Genomic DNA, 15229 nt, shown 5'->3' with positions numbered 1-15229 from the left:
CGAATCGAGTGTCGTTTCGGCCGACACCCGAACTCGCTACGGTCTAGGCCGGTTGGCTGCGCTGCGGCGTCTCTGGCGAAGTCCCGGCCGCCGGGGCCTGAGCCGGGGCAGCGGGAGCGGCGGGTGCCGGGGCCGCTGGCGCCGGAGCGGCTGGCGCAGCCGGAGCGGGCACAGCCGGAGCAGCAGGTGCGGGCGCAGCCGGAGCAGCAGGTGCCGGGGCGGCCGGCGCGCCGGGTTCCGGCGCCACCGCGGGTGCCCCCGGAGCGGGCGCCGGAGCACCCGGTGCCCCCTCCGGCGCTGGGGCCGCCGGACCCGACCACGGCCGGATCGACTCGGCCAGCGCCTTGGCGGCATTCTTGTCGATCGGATTGTTCGAGGTGCCCAGCCAGACCACGAACCAGCGCTGCGGCGGACCCGTCGGCGGCGTGGCGCCCGCAGCCGTCCCGACCACCCCGGTCCAGATCTGTCCGACCGGCTTGTTGGCGTCGCTGAACTTCACCTCGTAGTACGACGCGCTGCCCGAGATGCCATTGGCGTTGAGCGGCACGGTCTCCTGGTTGATCCGCGTCCCCGGGTAGGGCATGAAGAATTCGCCCATGTCGGAGCCGAGCCGAACCGCCGCCTTGGGGTTGGTGGTTTCGGCGCTGGCGTACAGCTTCTGGTCCAGCCGTCCGAGCACAATCCGGGTGTCGTTGGCGATCGCGGGTGGCTGACCCGGCATCGGCGCGTCACCGGCGGTCTTGCTCAGCAGGGCCGAGCCGTAATCCAGATGGGACGCATCGGACTCCACCCAGCCCGGCGGAACGACGAAGCTGAACCCGCCGACGGCGTTGGTCACCCGCCCGGGTTCCGGCGCGTTCGGGTCGGGTGGCGGTGCGTTCGGGTCCGCCGGCGCCGGCGCCGCAGCGGGGTCGCCCGGCGGAGCGTTGGGAGCTGGGTTGGCAGGGTTCGCCGGTGCCGCCGGGTTCGCGGGGTTGGCCGGGTTCGCCGGCGACGCCGGGTTCGCGGGGTTGGCAGGGTTCGCCGGCGACGCCGGGTTCGCAGGGTTGGCCGGGTTCGCCGGCGCGGGAGCCGCGGGTGACGCGGGCGCCGGAGCGGCCGGAGCTGGTGCAGCGGGTGCGCCGGGCGCGGGTACCGGCGTCGGGGTCTCCGGGTCGGCGCTGGACGCTGCCGGCAATGCAATGGTCACGACGCTGGCGCTGGTCGCCGCGGCGATAGCCAGCGACGCCCACAATCCCTTGCGGCGGGTCGGGTATGGGTCTACCTGATGCATGGCGACGAACCTACCGTGTCAGCGCCCCGAAGCAAGGAAGGCCTGCCCATTCGAACAGGTATGTCTCGCCAGTTCATTCGCCGTTCGTTCACCGTCGGCGACAAGGGTGCAGCGCCACCTCGAGCGCCTTGACGCTGAACCACACCCTCCTACCGGTCGTGAGCTGCAATTCTGCCGCCGCCTCCGCGGTGATGCTGGCGGCCAGGCCGGGAGCGCCGTCGGGTTGGTCGGCCCCGCGGACCAGGACGGCGGCGCCGCGGGTCTCCAGCCCGGCGACCGTCACCTCGACGGTGTTACGCGGGCTGCCGTGCGGCGGTTCCGGGAACACCGACACCGTCGACGGCGCGAACACCGCTACCCCGCCCTGACCTGGGCTGACGCCGTTGTCGATACCGTGCCACACCTGCCCTCCCGGGGTGCGCAGGGCGCCGTCGGTTCCGAGCGTTCCGCTGACCAGGTTCACGCCCGCGATCCGGGCCCCGAAGTTGCTCCTGGGTGCCGCCAGCACCTCGGCGGCCGGACCGATCTCGCTGACCTTGCCGGCCTCCAGCACCAGCACCCGATCGGCGAGGGTGACCACGTCGAGCAAGTCGTGGGTGATCAAGATGACCGCGATGCCGCTGCGGACCACCACATCGCGCAACACCTCGCGGATTGCGGCGGCCGCCGTCACATCGAGGCCGGTCAACGGCTCGTCGAGCAGCAGAGCCTGTGGTTCGGCCGCCAACGCCCGCGCGATCGCGACGCGCTGGGCCTGGCCACCGGACAGCTGCCGGGGCTTGCGATCGGCCAGCGACTCGGCTCCCACCCGGGTCAGCCAGCGCAGTGCGGATTCCCGGGCGCCCCCGGAGCGTGCCCGGTCGCGGCAACTCCGCGGGCCGAACGCGACGTTGCCGGACACGCTCAGGTGCGGGAAGAGCAGCGGATCCTGCAGCAGCAGCCCGACCCGGCGGTCGTGGGTGGGCACCGCCACCCCGGCCCGCGTGTCGGTGAGCACCCGGTCTCCCAACCGCACCAGCCCCGCATGGGGTCGGACCAATCCCGCGACGACGTGCAGGGCGGTGGACTTGCCGGCCCCGTTCGGGCCCAGCACCGCCAGCACCTCACCCGCGGCCACCGCGAAGTCCACGTCGACGCACCGGTCGGCCACCACAGCACGCAGCTGCAGATCGCTCATCGCCGGCTACCTCGAGTCCGTCCCGGCCAGACCGCGGGCACCCAGCCCCAGCACCACCACCGCCGCCACCCCCACCAGCACAAGCGACAGGGCCACAGCGGCTTGCGGGTCATTGACCCGCTGCAGGTAGATCTCGAGCGGCAAAGTGCGGGTGACTCCCTGCAACGAGCCGGCAAACGTCAACGTGGCGCCGAACTCGCCCAGCGAGCGGGCGAACGCCAGCACCGCCCCCGACGCCAGCCCCGGCATCAGCAGCGGCAACGTGACCCGCCACCAGATCCGGGTAGGCCGCGCCCCCAGCGTCGCCGCCACCACCTCGTAATCGGCGCCGGCCGTGCGCGCGGCGCCCTCCAGCGAGATCACCAGGAACGGCAGCGAAACGAACGTCTGCGCTATCACCACAGCCGTGGTGCTGAACGCGATGCTGATCCCGGCGCCTTCCAGGTAACGCCCGAGCAGGCCGAGCCGACCGAACGCGTACAGCAGCGCGATGCCCCCCACCACCGGTGGCAGCACCAGCGGCAGCAGGATCAGCGGCCGCAGCAGGCGCACCGGTCGCAGCCCGCTGCGCGCCAGCACCAGCGCCATCGGCACCCCCAACAGCACGCACAGAGCGGTGCTGGCGGCCGCCGTCTTCAAGCTCAGCAGCAGTGCCGTCGCAGACGAGTCGCTGCTGATCAGCGACCAGAAATGCGGCCAGTCAACCTTGACGGCGATCGCGAGCAGGGGCAACCCCACGAAAGCCGCTCCCACCGCGGCGGGCAAATATACCCAGCGCGGCAGTTCCGTCGGCGTGTGCACAAGAGTTGGTCAGGGTTTGACGAAGCCGGCTTCGCGCAGGATCTGCTGTCCGGCGTCGCCGGTGACGAGGGCCAGGAATTTTTGTGCCAGCGCGGCCTGCGGCGCCTTCTTCAGCGTCGCGATGGGATACACGTTCACCGCGCCGGCGGCCTCCGGGAACTTGACGGTCGTCACCTTCGCCCCCGCGTTCTGAGCGTCGGTGAGGTACACCAGGGCGGCATCGGCCTGTCCGCTGGTGACCTTGTTGAGCGCGTCGGTCACGCTGAGTTCCTCGCTGACCGGATGCAGGTGCGTTCCGGTGGCGTCTTCGACCCGGGCGGTGGCGGCTCCGCACGGCACCGGACGCTGGCAGACGACCACGTCGAGTCCCGGCGCGGCCAGGTCGCCGAACGAGGCGACGTGTTTCGGGTTGCCCGGGGCGGTGACGATGACCAACGTGTTGGTGGCGAACGCGACCGGGTCCGCGGCCAGCAGCCCGGCCTTGGCGACCTTGTCCATCTGCGCGGTGTCGGCCGAGGCGAAGACGTCGGCCGTCGCGCCCTGGGTCAACTGGGTGGCCAGGTCGGAGGATCCCGCGAAGTTGAACTTGACGTCCGTCCCGGGGTTGTCGGCCTTGAAACGCGTGCCGATCTGGGTGAACGCCTTGTTCAGCGAGGCGGCCGCGAACACCACGATCGACCGACCCGACGGTGAGCTGGAATGACACGCCGTCACCCCGCCGACGAGCAGTGACGTCACCAACCCGACGACGAACCCGATGCGGCGCACCGGTCCAACTTAGTGCCGACCGAGTGCGGCTGAATAGTTATCGAATTCACCAGCGCGTCGCAGTGCCGTCCGGTTTCGCGGAATAGCTACTGTCCAGTAACATGAACCGCGATTGCCAATACGAGGAGGTCATGGCAGTGGAGGTTGTGGTCACTGGCGCAGACACCGATCTTGGGCGCACGGTAGCGGAGCGTTTCCGCGAGGACGGACACAAGGTCACCCTGGTAGGAGCCCGCGGCGGCGACCTCGAGGTCGTGGCCAAGGAACTCGACGTCGACGCCATCGTCTGCGACACCACCGACCCCGCCAGCCTGCACGAGGCGCGGAGTTTGTTTCCGCACCACCTGGACACCATCGTCAACGTTCCGGCGCCCACCTGGGACGCCGGCGATCCCCGCACCTACTCGCTGTCCGACACCGCCGCCGCATGGCGCCGCACGCTTGACGCCACCGTGCTCTCGGTGGTGCTGACCGTGCAGTGCGTCAGTGAGCTGCTGCGCTCGGGCGGTCACATCATCACCGTGGTGCCCGAAAACCCGGCGACCGGCAGCGTCGACGCCGCGATCAAGGCCGCCCTGTCCAACTGGGTCAGCGGCCAGGCCGAGGTGTACGGCGTCCGCGGCATCACCGTCAACGCCGTCGCGTGCGGTCGCAGCGTGCAGGCCGGCTACGAGGGTCTGTCCCGCACCCCGGAGCCGGTGGCCGCGGAGATCGCCAGGTTGTCGCTGTTTCTGACCACGCCGGCGGCTCGCCACATCACCGGGCAGACGCTGCACGTCAGCCACGGCGCGCTGGCTCAATTCGCCTGAGGCCGCTCGACCCCTGACCCCGGTCGCCTACGGTGGGTTCCGTGGCTATTCGGCTTGGCTTTCAGATTCCCGACTTCTCCTACGGGACGGGCGTGGAAAACCTGTTCCCGACGGTCATCGCGCAAGCGCGCGAGGCTGAAGCGGCGGGCTACGACTCGCTGTTCGTGATGGACCACTTCTACCAATTGCCGATGATCGGCACACCCGACCAGCCCATGCTCGAGGCTTACACCGCACTGGGCGCGCTGGCCACCGCCACCGAACGGCTGCAACTGGGCACCCTGGTCACCGGAAACACCTACCGCAACCCCGCCTTGCTGGCCAAGGTGATCACCACGCTGGACGTGGTGAGCGCCGGCCGGGCGGTTCTCGGCATCGGTGCGGGTTGGTACGAGCTCGAACATCGCCAACTCGGATTCGAATTCGGCACGTTCACCGACCGGTTCAACCGCCTCGAGGAAGCGCTGCAGATCCTGCAGCCGATGATCAAAGGCGAGCGGCCCACCTTCTCCGGCGACTGGTACCGCACCGAGTCGGCGATGGCCGAACCGCGCTACCGCGACCGGGTCCCCGTCCTGATCGGCGGCAGCGGCGAAAAGAAAACCTTCCGACTCGCCGCCCAATACGCCGACCACCTCAACATCATCGCCGCGTTCGACGAACTGCCGCGCAAGATCGACGCGGTCAGGGCGCGCTGCGCGGAGGTGGGCCGCGACCCGGCGACGCTGGAAACCAGCCTGATGCTGACGGTACTGCTCGACGAGAACCTCAAGGCCGATCAGCTGCCGGAGAGCAGGCGCGCCCGGGTGGCCGCCGGAGGTCCCCAGGAGATTGCGGAGCAGGTCAAGACCAAGGTGCTCGACGCCGGGGTGGGCGGCGCGATCATCAACCTGCCCAACGGCCACGTCCCCGGGATGATCACCACCGTGGCCGAGGTGTTGCGACCGCTGTTCGGCGGGTAACCCATATCCGCACCAGGCGGATTTCGCTGACTGTGTCAAAGGGCACAGGCTCGCAGTTGGGTTTGTCGGAGTCGGTTGACTACGCTTGGAATGGTTGATGGCTAACTGCAGTCGCCCGCCCCAGGAGATCCCGTCAGGAGCAGCGCACAATGAGTTCTGAGCACAAAACCACAGTTGAGACTGCCGAAGCGCCCCGTCGCCACCAAGTGGTGATCATCGGGTCGGGGTTCGGCGGCCTCAACGCGGCAAAGAAGCTCAAGCGCGCCGACGTCGACATCAAACTGATTGCGCGGACCACACAGCACCTGTTCCAGCCGTTGCTGTACCAGGTTGCCACCGGGATCCTCTCCGAGGGCGAAATCGCCCCCGCCACCCGGGTGGTGCTGCGCCGGCAGCGCAACGTCGAGGTGCTGCTCGGCAACGTCACCCACATCGACCTGGCCGGCAAGAAGGTGATTTCGGAACTGCTCGGCCATACCTACGAGACGCCCTTCGACAGCTTGATCGTCGCTGCGGGGGCAGGGCAGTCGTATTTCGGCAACGATCATTTCGCCGAGTTCGCGCCCGGCATGAAGTCGATCGACGACGCGCTGGAACTGCGCGGCCGGATTCTGAGCGCTTTCGAGCAGGCCGAACGGTCCAGTGACCCGGAACGCCGCGCCAAGCTGCTGACCTTCACCGTCGTCGGCGCCGGTCCTACCGGCGTGGAGATGGCGGGGCAGATCGCCGAATTGGCCGGGCACACGTTGAAGGGCTCGTTCCGCCACATCGACTCGACGAAGGCCCGGGTGATCCTGCTCGACGCCGCGCCGGCGGTGCTGCCGTCGATGGGTGAGAAGCTGGGCAAGCGCGCCGCGGCCCGGCTGGAGAAGATGGGCGTCGAGATCCAACTGGGCGCGATGGTCACCTCCGTGGACCGCAACGGCATCACGGTCAAGGATTCTGACGGTACCGAGCGGCGCATCGAGTCGGCCTGCAAGGTGTGGTCCGCCGGCGTCCAGGCCAGCGGGTTGGGCCGCGACCTGGCCGAGCAGTCCGACGTCGAACTGGACCGGGCCGGTCGGGTGCAGGTGTTGCCCGACTTGTCGCTGCCCGGCCACCCGAACGTCTTTGTCATCGGCGACATGGCCGCCGTCGACGGGGTGCCCGGCGTGGCGCAGGGTGCGATCCAGGGTGCCAAGTATGTGGCCAGCAACATCAAGTCGGAGCTGGCCGGGGCCGACCCGAGTGAGCGCGAGCCGTTCCAGTACTTCGACAAGGGCTCGATGGCCACGGTGTCCCGGTTCTCGGCGCTGGCCAAGATTGGTCCGCTGGAGTTCAGCGGGTTCATCGCCTGGCTGGCCTGGCTGGTGCTGCACCTGGTCTACCTGGTCGGGTTCAAGACGAAGGTGAGCACGCTGCTGTCGTGGACGGTGACCTTCCTGAGCACTCACCGCGGCCAGCTCGCCATCACCGAACAGCAGGCGTTCGCGCGGACGCGCATCGAACAACTGGCCGAGCTCGCCGCCGAGGCGCACGGATCAGTGGCGGTCGAAAAGGTGGCCAGCTGACCCGTCGGGGTCAGGCTTCCAGATTCTGCAAGCGCACTTGGCCCCGGGCCACCACCCGGCCGCCGTCGTCGGTGAGGGTGACCTGCCACAGCTGCTGGCGGCGTCCGCGGTGTACCGGTTCGGCTTTGCCGCGGACGGTGCCCGAGCCGATGGAACGCAGGAAGTCGGTGTTGTTGTTGACCCCGACGACATTGCCGCCGCCGTGTTCAGCCAGCCAGGCGTAGGCGGCCACGCTGGCCATGCTCTCGACCATCGAGCAGTAGACGCCGCCGTGGACCAGGCCCATCGGCTGCAACAGCTTGGGCTGCACCTCGAGTTCGGCGCGGGCGCCGTCGGCGCTCACTTCGGTGTATCGCAGGCCGAGTTCGCTGTCGAACGGGGCTACGAAATCAGCTGGTAGGGCTGCAGAATCCGGGTCAGGCGCTGATGGCACGCCCTTGTGTTTACACCATCGGGTTTCTGGCCTCGAAGGGTCCCGAAAATGCAGGCGAGCCCCGTGCACGTGGCACGGGGCTCGCCGATCGAGTAAGACCGGGGGTCACTGCAGCCCTCAGGACTCCTTCGCGGTCATCTATTCGCTCGACCGGATTTAGCATAGGCAAGGCTGCCCTAATTTTGCAAGCATCGATTGGGTAGTGTTGCCGGTGTGTTCAGCCACGTCGGCCGTCGTTTCGACCGCTGCTGTGACGACCGTCACAATGCCGATCGGCTTCCTGGACACGACTACCCGAATGGGACGACACCGGTTTTTTGTTACGACACTCGGTAGTAATCCGGAGTACGCTGATACCAACGCTCAGGAGATGAACTATGGCCAAGCTGACGCGGCTGGGGGACCTGGAACGTGCAGTGATGGACCACTTGTGGTCCGCGCCGGAACCCCAAACCGTTCGCCAGGTGCACGAAGCGTTGTCGGCGCGCCGCGATCTCGCCTACACAACGATCATGACCGTGCTGCAACGGTTGGCGAAGAAGAACCTGGTGTCCCAGATTCGCGACGACCGGGCACACCGGTATGCCCCAGTCCACGGCCGTGACGAGCTCGTCGCCGGACTGATGGTCGACGCGCTCGCCCAGGCCGAGGACTCCGGTGGCCGGCAGGCCGCGCTGGTGCATTTCGTCGAAAAAGTCGGAGCCGACGAAGCCGCCGCGCTGCGGCGTGCACTGGCCGAATTGGAAGCCAATCACCGCAATTCGCCATCGGCTGGACCTCCAGCCGACGACTGAGGGAGACTATCGGCGTGTCTGCGCTGGCCTTCACCATTCTTGCGGTGCTGCTGGCTGGCCCGACACCGGCTGTACTGGCTCGCGCCTCCTGGCCGCTGCGTGCCCCGCGGGCCGCGATGGTGCTGTGGCAGGCCATCGCCCTGGCCGCCGTCCTCTCGACGTTCAGCGCCGGCATCGCGATTGCCAGCCGGCTGCTCATGCCCGGCCCGGACGGGCGGCCCACCGCCGGCATCCTCGACGCCGAGGGTCGCCTCGGCTGGCCGCTGTGGGCGGCCTACCTCGCCGTCTTCGCCCTGACCGTCCTGGTCGGCGTGCGACTGGTGGTGGCCGTGGTGCGAGTCGCGATCGCCACGCGACGCCGCCGCGCCCGGCACCGCATGGTCGTCGACCTGGTCGGAGTCGGACGCGACACCGCGCTGGCGCAACCCTGCACCAGGACGCGTGACCTGCGCGTCCTAGACGTCGAACAACCCCTGGCCTACTGCCTGCCCGGCGTGCGAAGCCGCGTGGTGGTCAGCGAAGGCGCGCTGAACACCTTGGCCGACACCGAGGTGACGGCGATTCTGACCCACGAGCGCGCCCACCTACGGGCCCGGCACGATCTGGTGCTCGAGGCGTTCACCGCGGTGCACGCCGCGTTCCCGCGGCTGGTGCGCAGCGGCAACGCGCTGGGTGCGGTCCAATTGCTGGTGGAGCTACTGGCCGACGACGCCGCGGTGCGCGCCACCGGACGCACTCCCCTGGCCCGGGCGTTGGTGGCCTGCGCGTCCGGTCGGGCGCCGTCCGGCGCGCTGGCCGCAGGTGGCCCCAGCACCGTGGTGCGGGTGCGCCGGCTCTCCGGGCGGGGCAACAGCCTGATGCTGTCGGTGACGGCCTACCTGGCCGCCGCGGCCGTCCTCGTGGTGCCCACCGTCGCGCTGGCGGTGCCCTGGCTGACCGAATTGCACCGGTTGATCAACTTCTGATCCCCAACCGGACACCCGAGCCGCGAGTCCGTTGTGTCAGAGTGGGTTCGACAGCTTTCGGGCAAACCCACCAGGCCCGGTAGTTCACCAAACCTGAGAGGCAGGACATGAGTTCGTCGGACTCGCCCACCGCGACCGCCCAGATCGGAGTCACCGGTTTGGCGGTGATGGGCTCGAACCTGGCCCGCAACTTCGCCCGGCACGGATACACCGTGGCCCTGCACAACCGGTCGGTCGCCAAGACCGACGCGCTTCTGGAAGAACACGGCTCCGACGGCAACTTCGTGCGCAGTGAAACTATCCCCGAATTCCTTGCCGCACTGGAAAAACCGCGCCGGGTCATCATCATGGTCAAGGCCGGTGACCCCACCGACGCCGTCATCAACGAACTCGCCGACGCCATGGAGGAAGGCGACATCATCATCGACGGCGGCAACGCGCTCTACACCGACACCATCCGTCGGGAGAAGGCGATCCGCGAGCGCGGCCTGCACTTCGTCGGCGCCGGCATCTCCGGTGGCGAGGAAGGCGCGCTCAACGGCCCGTCGATCATGCCGGGCGGCCCGGCCGAGTCGTATGAGTCGCTGGGCCCGCTGCTCGAGGAGATCTCCGCGCACGTCGACGGGGTGCCCTGCTGTACCCACATCGGCCCGGACGGCGCCGGGCACTTCGTCAAGATGGTGCACAACGGTATCGAGTACTCCGACATGCAGCTGATCGGCGAGGCCTATCAGTTGCTGCGCGATGCGCTGGGCAAGTCCGCCGGCGAGATCGCCGACGTGTTCGACGAATGGAACTCCGGCGACCTGGACAGTTTCCTGGTCGAGATCACCGCGCAGGTGTTGCGTCAGATCGACGCCAAGACCGGCAAGCCGCTGGTCGACGTGATCGTCGACGAAGCCGAGCAGAAGGGCACCGGCCGCTGGACGGTGAAGTCGGCGCTGGATCTGGGCGTGCCGGTCACCGGCATCGCCGAGGCGGTGTTCGCCCGCGCGCTGTCGGGTTCGGTGCCCCAGCGCAAGGCCACCACCGGCCTGGCCTCGGGTGACCTCGGCGCCAAGCCGGGCGACCCCGCGCAGTTCACCGAGGACATTCGACAGGCCCTCTACGCCTCGAAGATCATCGCCTACGCCCAGGGCTTCAACCAGATTCAGGCCGGCAGCGCCGAATACGACTGGGGCATCACCCCGGGCGATCTGGCCACCATCTGGCGCGGCGGCTGCATCATCCGGGCCAAGTTCCTCAACCGGATCAAAGACGCGTTCGACGACGACCCCGACCTGCCGACGCTGCTCGTAGCGCCCTACTTCCGCAGCGCCATCGAAGCCGCCATCGACAGCTGGCGCCGGGTCGTGGTAACCGCCACCCAGCTGGGTATCCCCATTCCGGGGTTCTCCTCGGCGCTGTCCTACTACGACGGCCTGCGCACCGAGCGACTGCCCGCCGCCCTGACCCAAGGGCTGCGCGACTTCTTCGGGGCGCACACTTACGGGCGCACCGATGCGGAGCCGGGCAAGAAGTTCCACACCCTGTGGAGCGGAGACCGAAGCGAAGTACCTGCTTAGCGAGCTATCTGAATGAGATTTCTGGACGGGCACCGCCCGGCGTTCGACCTCACCTACAACGACGTGTTCATCGTTCCGAACCGCTCGGAGGTGGCCTCGCGGTTCGACGTGGACCTGTCCACCGCGGACGGCTCCGGAACCACCATCCCGGTGGTGGTCGCCAACATGACCGCGGTGGCGGGACGGCGGATGGCCGAGACGGTGGCCCGCCGCGGCGGCATCGTCATCCTGCCGCAGGATCTGCCGATCCCGGCGGTGCAGCAGATGGTGCAGTTCGTCAAGAGCCGCGACCTGGTCCTGGACACCCCGGTGACGCTGGCGCCCGACGACTCGGTGTCCGACGCGATGGCGCTGATCCACAAGCGCGCCCACGGTGTCGCGGTGGTGGTCTTCGAAGGCCGACCGATCGGCGTGGTGCGCGAGGCGTCGTGCGTCGGCGTGGATCGGTTCACCCGGGTCCGCGACGTCGCGGCCACCGATTTCGTCACCGCGCCGGTGGGCACCGAGCCGCGCAAGATCTATGACCTGCTCGAGCACGCGCCCATCGACGTCGCGGTGGTGACCGCCGGAGACGGCGCGCTGGCCGGCGTACTGACCCGCACCGGGGCCATCCGCACCGGCATCTACAGCCCGGCGGTCGACGGCGCCGGCCGGCTGCGGATCGGTGCGGCGGTGGGCATCAACGGCGACGCGGCGAGCAAGGCCCAGGCGCTGGCCGAGGCCGGGGTGGACGTGCTGGTCATCGACACCGCCCACGGTCATCAGGTCAAGACACTCGAGGCGATCAGTGCGATCGCCGCGCTGGACCTGGGGGTGCCGTTGGTGGCCGGCAACGTGGTCTCGGCGCAGGGAACCCGGGACCTGATCGAGGCAGGCGCGGGCATCGTCAAGGTCGGGGTGGGCCCCGGCGCCATGTGCACCACCCGGATGATGACCGGAGTCGGCCGGCCACAGTTCTCCGCGGTAGTCGAATGTGCCTCCGCGGCAAGGCAATTGGGTGGCCACGTGTGGGCGGACGGCGGCATCCGGCACCCGCGGGACGTGGCGCTGGCGCTGGCCGCCGGCGCATCCAACGTGATGATCGGCTCGTGGTTCGCCGGCACCTACGAGTCCCCCGGCGACCTGATGCACGATCGCGACGACCAACCGTACAAAGAGAGCTACGGCATGGCGTCCAAACGGGCGGTGGCCGCCCGCACCGGCGCCGACAGCCCCTTCGACCGCGCCCGCAAAGCGCTGTTCGAGGAGGGCATCTCGACGTCGCGGATGGGGCTGGACCCCGACCGCGGCGGCGTCGAAGACCTGATCGACCACATCACCTCCGGCGTCCGCAGCACCTGCACCTACGTGGGCGCGGCGAACCTGGAAGAGTTGCACGAGCGAGCGGTGGTCGGCATCCAGTCGGCGGCGGGATTCGCCGAGGGCCACCCCTTGCCCACCGGTTGGTGAAAGGCTCCCGAAACTAGAGATGAACCACTCCAGCACCGTGCTCAGCGTGCTGGCCATTCTGGCGCTCACGTTCGGTACCGCGGTGTTCGTCGCCGCCGAATTCTCCCTGACCGCGCTGGACCGCACCATCGTGGAGGCCAACGCACGCACCGGTTCGCGCCGGGACCGGTTCATCCGCCGAGCCCACCGGCGGCTGTCGTTTCAGCTGTCCGGCGCACAGCTGGGCATCTCCATCACCACCCTGGCCACCGGTTACCTGACCGACCCGCTGGTGGCCAACCTGCCGCATCCATGGTTCGACGCGATCGGGATGTCGGACAAGCTGGCAGACACCATCATGGCGATCCTGGCGCTGCTGGTGGTGACCTCGGTGTCGATGGTGTTCGGTGAGTTGGTCCCGAAGTACCTGGGGGTGGCGCGGCCGCTGCGCACCGCCCGCGCCGTGGTGCTGCCGCAGTGGCTGTTCTCGGTGCTGTTCACGCCGGCGATCCGGCTGACCAACGGAGCCGCCAACTGGATCGTGCGCCGATTCGGCATCGAGCCGGCCGAGGAACTGCGCTCGGCGCGCACGCCTCAGGAACTCGTGTCGCTGGTGCGGACCTCGGCGCGGCGGGGTTCGCTGGACGACGTCACCGCCTCCCTGATGCACCGGTCGCTGCAGTTCGGCACGCTGACGGCCGAGGAGCTGATGACGCCGCGGTCGAAAATCGTCGCCCTGCAGACCGACGACACGGTCGCCGACCTGGTCGCCGCCGTCGCCGACACCGGTTTCTCCCGATTCCCGGTCGTGCAGGGCGACCTCGACGAAACGATCGGCATCGTGCACGTCAAACAGGTCTTCGAGGTGGCGCCCGCCGACCGAGCCACCACCTTGCTGACGACGGTCGCCAAACCGGTCGCGGTGGTGCCGTCGACCCTCGACGGTGACGCGGTGATGGCCCAGATCCGGGCCAACGCCCTGCAGACGGCCATGGTCGTCGACGAGTACGGCGGCACGGCGGGGATGGTGACCGTCGAAGACCTGATCGAAGAGATCGTCGGCGACGTGCGCGACGAACACGACGACGCGACGCCGGACGTGGTGACCTCCGGCAACGGCTGGCGGGTGTCGGGTCTGCTGCGCATCGACGAGGTGGAGACCGCCATCGGCTACCGGGCCCCGGAGGGACCCTACGAGACGATCGGCGGGCTGGTGCTGCGCGAACTCGGACACATCCCGGTGGCCGGCGAATCCGTCGACCTGCCCGCGCTGGACCGCGACGGGCTGCCCGAGCAGTCGGTGCGCTGGCGGGCCAAGGTGGTGCAACTGGACGGGCGGCGAATCGACCAGCTCGAACTGAGCGAACTGCCCCGCACGGACGGGGGCGAGCGATGAACCCGGTGCTGGCGGTGGCGTTGGCGCTGCTGTTGATCGCGCTCAACGCGTTCTTCGTGGGGGCCGAGTTCGCGCTGATCTCGGCGCGGCGGGACCGCCTGGAGGCGCTGGCCGAACAGGGCCGCGCCAGCGCGGTGACCGTGATCCGGGCCGGTGAACAACTACCCGCGATGCTGGCCGGCGCCCAGCTGGGCGTCACGGTGGCCTCGCTGTTGCTGGGCCGGATCGCCGAACCGGCGGTGGCCGAAGTGCTGCGCAACTGGTTCGGCATGGCCGGGCTGTACCCCGCGCTGGTGCACACCCTGGCGTTCGTGGTCGCGCTGGCTCTCGTGGTGACGCTGCACGTGCTGCTCGGCGAGATGGTGCCCAAGAACATCGCGTTGGCCGGTCCGGAGCGCACCGCGATGCTGCTGGTCCCGGCGTACCTGCCGTACGTGCGCGCCGCGCGGCCGATCATCGTGCTGTACAACAAGTGCGCGAACGCCATCCTGCGGCTGCTGGGGGTGGAGCCCAAGGACGAACTCGACATCACGGTGTCCACCGTGGAACTGTCCGACATGATCGCCGAGTCGCTGTCCGAAGGCCTGCTCGACGAGGAGGAACACGTCCGGCTGACGCTGGCGCTGCGGGTACGCACCCGGGTGGTCGGCGACGTCGCGGTCCCGCTGGCCAAGGTGCACGCGGTGCCGGTGGCCGCCGAAGGGACGGGACCCACCATCGGTGCGATCGAGCAGGCGCTGGCGCAGACCGGCTACTCACGGTTCCCGGTGGTGAACGGCGCCGGGGATTACATCGGATACCTGCACATCAAGGATGTGCTGGCGCTGGGAACCGACCCGGCGACGGTGATCGACCTGGCGCTGGTGCGCCCGCTGCCGCGGCTGCCGCAGTCGCTCGGCCTGCCCGAGGCGCTGTCCCGGATGCGTCGCAGTAACAGCCACCTGGCCCTGGTCACCACCGATGACGGCGACGACACCGCCAAGAGCACCACCCGTAGCCAGGTGGTGGCGATGGTGGCGCTGGAGGACCTGGTGGAAGATTTGCTCGGCCGCATGCGCGAGGGGGCGCCCGGGTCCGATCAGCGGCCCGTATGATCTTCAGCGGCCGCGGGTACCAGTGCCGAGGGGAACGAATTTCCCGGTGCCCGCCGTTGCCACAAAGCGATTCGCCCGCGGCGACGGCGTTGCTGCGGATGCCGCGTCAGCGCGCCACGACCCGGCGTCACAAGCGGGCCGGGCTAGGATCGTCGGGGCTCGTCAGGCTACCGGTGGGTAGGCTGACGGTAGCTGATCCTGGTCCGACGAGGGT

14 protein-coding genes are annotated in these 15229 nt (G+C 69.1%); 9 read left to right on the top strand and 5 right to left on the bottom strand.

From position 1 onward, the window contains the following. Nucleotides 1-43: 43 nt before the first annotated feature. The 4 genes from MKCMC460_RS15280 to modA form a co-directional block, all read right to left on the bottom strand. Nucleotides 44-1273 (bottom strand): alanine and proline-rich secreted protein Apa, encoded by a 1230-nt coding sequence (locus MKCMC460_RS15280; protein ID WP_238304521.1) that lies wholly within the window; start codon nt 1271-1273, stop codon nt 44-46. 88 nt (nt 1274-1361) lie between these two features. After that, entirely contained in the window at nt 1362-2450 is a 1089-nt protein-coding gene (locus MKCMC460_RS15275; protein ID WP_238304519.1) for a sulfate/molybdate ABC transporter ATP-binding protein, read from the bottom strand. A gap of 6 nt (nt 2451-2456) precedes the next feature. Further along, nucleotides 2457-3251: an ABC transporter permease gene (locus MKCMC460_RS15270; protein WP_238304517.1), complete on the bottom strand. Its 795-nt coding sequence runs from the start codon at nt 3249-3251 to the stop codon at nt 2457-2459. A gap of 9 nt (nt 3252-3260) precedes the next feature. Next, a complete protein-coding gene (gene modA, locus MKCMC460_RS15265) occupies nt 3261-4019 on the bottom strand; it encodes a molybdate ABC transporter substrate-binding protein (protein ID WP_238304515.1) in 759 nt (252 codons plus the stop codon). Between the two features lie 131 nt (nt 4020-4150). On the opposite strand from modA, the gene MKCMC460_RS15260 reads away from it, so the two are divergent. The 3 genes from MKCMC460_RS15260 (at nt 4151) to MKCMC460_RS15250 (ending at nt 7340) form a co-directional block, all read left to right on the top strand. Continuing rightward, nucleotides 4151-4828 carry an SDR family oxidoreductase gene (locus MKCMC460_RS15260; RefSeq protein ID WP_236983584.1) on the top strand — a complete coding sequence of 226 codons (678 nt, stop codon included), beginning with the start codon at nt 4151-4153 and terminating at the stop codon, nt 4826-4828. A 41-nt stretch (nt 4829-4869) separates the two neighbouring features. Then, entirely contained in the window at nt 4870-5790 is a 921-nt protein-coding gene (locus MKCMC460_RS15255) for an LLM class F420-dependent oxidoreductase (RefSeq protein ID WP_236983585.1), read from the top strand. A gap of 149 nt (nt 5791-5939) precedes the next feature. Next, nucleotides 5940-7340 (top strand): NAD(P)/FAD-dependent oxidoreductase, encoded by a 1401-nt coding sequence (locus MKCMC460_RS15250; RefSeq protein WP_236983587.1) that lies wholly within the window; start codon nt 5940-5942, stop codon nt 7338-7340. 10 nt (nt 7341-7350) lie between these two features. Here the strand turns inward: MKCMC460_RS15250 and MKCMC460_RS15245 are convergent, their stop codons facing one another. After that, complete coding sequence (locus tag MKCMC460_RS15245) at nt 7351-7773, bottom strand: PaaI family thioesterase (RefSeq protein ID WP_238304513.1); 423 nt, start codon at nt 7771-7773, stop codon at nt 7351-7353. A 377-nt stretch (nt 7774-8150) separates the two neighbouring features. Here MKCMC460_RS15245 and MKCMC460_RS15240 point away from each other — a divergent pair, with 377 nt between their 5' ends. The 6 genes from MKCMC460_RS15240 (at nt 8151) to MKCMC460_RS15215 (ending at nt 15015) form a co-directional block, all read left to right on the top strand. Beyond that, nucleotides 8151-8567: a BlaI/MecI/CopY family transcriptional regulator gene (locus MKCMC460_RS15240; RefSeq protein WP_236983591.1), complete on the top strand. Its 417-nt coding sequence runs from the start codon at nt 8151-8153 to the stop codon at nt 8565-8567. Nucleotides 8568-8581: 14 nt separating this feature from the next. Then, a complete protein-coding gene (locus tag MKCMC460_RS15235; RefSeq protein ID WP_238304511.1) occupies nt 8582-9532 on the top strand; it encodes a M56 family metallopeptidase in 951 nt (316 codons plus the stop codon). A gap of 107 nt (nt 9533-9639) precedes the next feature. Continuing rightward, entirely contained in the window at nt 9640-11097 is a 1458-nt protein-coding gene (gene gndA, locus MKCMC460_RS15230; RefSeq protein WP_238304509.1) for an NADP-dependent phosphogluconate dehydrogenase, read from the top strand. 12 nt (nt 11098-11109) lie between these two features. Further along, the gene (locus MKCMC460_RS15225; protein ID WP_238304507.1) at nt 11110-12546 is read left to right on the top strand and encodes a GuaB1 family IMP dehydrogenase-related protein; all 1437 of its coding nucleotides are present in this window, start codon (nt 11110-11112) and stop codon (nt 12544-12546) included. 19 nt (nt 12547-12565) lie between these two features. Then, nucleotides 12566-13921, top strand: a complete 1356-nt coding sequence (locus tag MKCMC460_RS15220; RefSeq protein WP_238304505.1) for a hemolysin family protein — start codon at nt 12566-12568, stop codon at nt 13919-13921. After that, entirely contained in the window at nt 13918-15015 is a 1098-nt protein-coding gene (locus MKCMC460_RS15215) for a hemolysin family protein (RefSeq protein ID WP_236983602.1), read from the top strand. The genes MKCMC460_RS15220 and MKCMC460_RS15215 overlap by 4 nt, the downstream gene beginning before the upstream one ends. The last annotated feature ends 214 nt before the right edge of the window (nt 15016-15229 follow it).

This window comes from Mycobacterium sp. 20KCMC460, from assembly GCF_022179425.1.
GTDB classification, from domain to species: Bacteria; Actinomycetota; Actinomycetes; order Mycobacteriales; family Mycobacteriaceae; genus Mycobacterium; species Mycobacterium kiyosense.
The sequence above is the reverse complement of the archived record's forward strand: the minus strand, read 5'-3'. Positions and strand labels throughout refer to the sequence as shown.

What these genes read in the sequence shown, in the direction of transcription:
- MKCMC460_RS15280 (WP_238304521.1), bottom strand. Translation starts at nt 1,273, where the DNA reads ATGCATCAGGTAGACCCATACCCGACCCGCCGCAAGGGATTGTGGGCG.
- MKCMC460_RS15275 (WP_238304519.1), bottom strand. Translation starts at nt 2,450, where the DNA reads ATGAGCGATCTGCAGCTGCGTGCTGTGGTGGCCGACCGGTGCGTCGAC.
- MKCMC460_RS15260 (WP_236983584.1), top strand. Translation starts at nt 4,151, where the DNA reads ATGGCAGTGGAGGTTGTGGTCACTGGCGCAGACACCGATCTTGGGCGC.
- MKCMC460_RS15250 (WP_236983587.1), top strand. Translation starts at nt 5,940, where the DNA reads ATGAGTTCTGAGCACAAAACCACAGTTGAGACTGCCGAAGCGCCCCGT.
- MKCMC460_RS15240 (WP_236983591.1), top strand. Translation starts at nt 8,151, where the DNA reads ATGGCCAAGCTGACGCGGCTGGGGGACCTGGAACGTGCAGTGATGGAC.
- gndA (WP_238304509.1), top strand. Translation starts at nt 9,640, where the DNA reads ATGAGTTCGTCGGACTCGCCCACCGCGACCGCCCAGATCGGAGTCACC.
- MKCMC460_RS15225 (WP_238304507.1), top strand. Translation starts at nt 11,110, where the DNA reads ATGAGATTTCTGGACGGGCACCGCCCGGCGTTCGACCTCACCTACAAC.
- MKCMC460_RS15220 (WP_238304505.1), top strand. Translation starts at nt 12,566, where the DNA reads ATGAACCACTCCAGCACCGTGCTCAGCGTGCTGGCCATTCTGGCGCTC.
- MKCMC460_RS15215 (WP_236983602.1), top strand. Translation starts at nt 13,918, where the DNA reads ATGAACCCGGTGCTGGCGGTGGCGTTGGCGCTGCTGTTGATCGCGCTC.